2 protein-coding genes are annotated in these 1854 nt (G+C 57.6%); one reads left to right on the plus strand and one right to left on the minus strand.

Annotated features, from left to right (window positions below; all coding sequences use genetic code 11):
• Positions 1-421 precede the first annotated feature (421 nt).
• A complete protein-coding gene (locus GTN70_05445) occupies positions 422-628 on the plus strand; it encodes a hypothetical protein (GenBank protein ID NIO16428.1) in 207 nt (68 codons plus the stop codon).
• Positions 629-764: 136 nt separating this feature from the next.
• On the opposite strand, the gene trxB is transcribed toward GTN70_05445, so the two are convergent.
• Positions 765-1769 carry a thioredoxin-disulfide reductase gene (gene trxB / locus GTN70_05450; protein ID NIO16429.1) on the minus strand — a complete coding sequence of 335 codons (1005 nt, stop codon included), beginning with the start codon at positions 1767-1769 and terminating at the stop codon, positions 765-767.
• Positions 1770-1854: the final 85 nt, after the last annotated feature.

Consider the following 1854-nt stretch of genomic DNA (forward strand, 5'->3'; position numbering starts at 1 on the left):
CTTTTTGCTCACGGCAAACCTCCGGGAAAAAAGTCTTGCCGGATCTCTCCTTCCCCGTCACGGGACTTTAGAAAAGGCACGCAGGCATCGAACCCCATGGGCACCATGATATCACAGGGGCGGATCCCGCCGCCAAGCGGAGCACGTTGAAAAGTTTCCAAAGGTGGACTTTTGAACGAAGCGTTCCGGCAGGGCAGGACATCTTACTGGCATACCAGACTTTGATACGTAAGGCATTTAACTTGATGGCAACAAACGGGTTTGGCGGAGCGGCTGCCGGTTACACGAACCGGTGGTTTACGTTTCAGCCAACAAGGGTTTAACAGACCCGGGCTTTTGCAGTGAACCGCGCAACCCTACCGTTTTATATAAGGAATTCTTCGCCGGAAGAAAACGGCCGGAATGAAAGGTATGGGGTAAAATGGCCTACACGACGATCAAGATAACGGAAAAATCGACCCTGGTCAGCTCTGAATGCCCGAAGTGCGGCGTTACCAACAGAAAGGTCTTCCGTAAAAAGCTCAAGGATTTGGGGGAGATAAAAGTAGCCTGCATTGCGTGCCGGAATGTCTACAGAACCGGCGTTTTCAGCACCCGGTGGGACGGCGCGCACGGCATCGCCGAGTGAGGGCTGAGAGAAACCGCCCTCTCAAACCGACCTTTCACGGACGGCGTTCCTCTGTCCCTTTTGATACCTGTACAATAATAATGTGCCCGAACGGCCCGCAATTTGGACGGGGCATGAAACGTATGAGAAAAGGGGGTTAAAGCGGGTTTTCCGCCAGGAACCTCTCGGCATCCATTGCCGCCATACACCCGGTTCCCGCCGCCGTGACCGCCTGCCGGTACACGTGGTCGGTGGCGTCACCGGAGGCGAATACCCCGGGGACGTTCGTCAGGGTTGTCTCGTGGGCCGTGATGACGTACCCCTTCTCATCCATGTCGAGCCATTCCCGGAATATCTCCGTGTTCGGTTTGTGGCCGATGGCGATGAAAAGCCCCGTCACATCGAGTGTGCTTTGCTTGCCGCTCTTGACATTTTTCAAGGCCACGCCCGTTACCGAGTCTTCACCCAGGACGTCCTCGACGACGCTGTCCCAGATGAAGCTTATGTTCTCGTTGTCGAATGCCCGCTGCTGCATGATCTTCGAGGCCCGCAGGGCATCGCGGCGGTGGATCACGTGGACGTGTTTCGTAAACCTGGTGAGGAAGAGGGATTCCTCCATAGCCGTGTCCCCCCCTCCCACGACGGCGACTTCCTGGCCTTTGAAGAAGAAGCCATCGCAGGTGGCGCATGCCGAAACACCCCTTCCCAGAAGCCGCTTCTCGTTCTCGAGGCCCATGTACTGCGCCGAAGCACCCGTGGCGATGATGACGGAGTCAGCCAGAAACGGTTTATCCTCCCCCACGAGGACCCGGAAGGGACGGCGAGAAAAATCGACGGCCGTCACCAGATTGAAGATCTGTTCCGCACCGAATCGCACCGCCTGCTTTTCAAAAAGGTCCATCAGGTCGGGGCCCTGTATCCCTTCGGGAAACCCGGGATAGTTTTCGACATCCGTCGTCGTGGTGAGCTGGCCCCCCGGTTCACCTCCCTGCACGACGAGAGGGTTCAGGTCCGCACGGGCCGCGTAGAGCGCGGCGGTGTAACCCGCCGGACCCGACCCGATGATGATCACCTGCCGGTGATCGGCGCCGGAAAAATCGACCCCCTCGAGCTTCGACCCTTCGCCCCGTTCTTTTGGGCCCTGCCCAGCCTGATCGCTCATGGCAAACTCCTCTCAGTATAAGCAGTTTTCGGACAACGGTAAGATGTGGCAGCAGTCGGATCGGTTTTTGCCGGAACCCCGAACC

The organism is Deltaproteobacteria bacterium, from assembly GCA_011773515.1.
Classification (GTDB): Bacteria; Desulfobacterota; Deferrimicrobia; order J040; family J040; genus WVXK01.

Excerpts from the sequence above, each read along its gene's own strand:
- GTN70_05445 (NIO16428.1), top strand. The coding sequence starts at position 422 with ATGGCCTACACGACGATCAAGATAACGGAAAAATCGACCCTGGTCAGC.
- trxB (NIO16429.1), bottom strand. The coding sequence starts at position 1,769 with ATGAGCGATCAGGCTGGGCAGGGCCCAAAAGAACGGGGCGAAGGGTCG.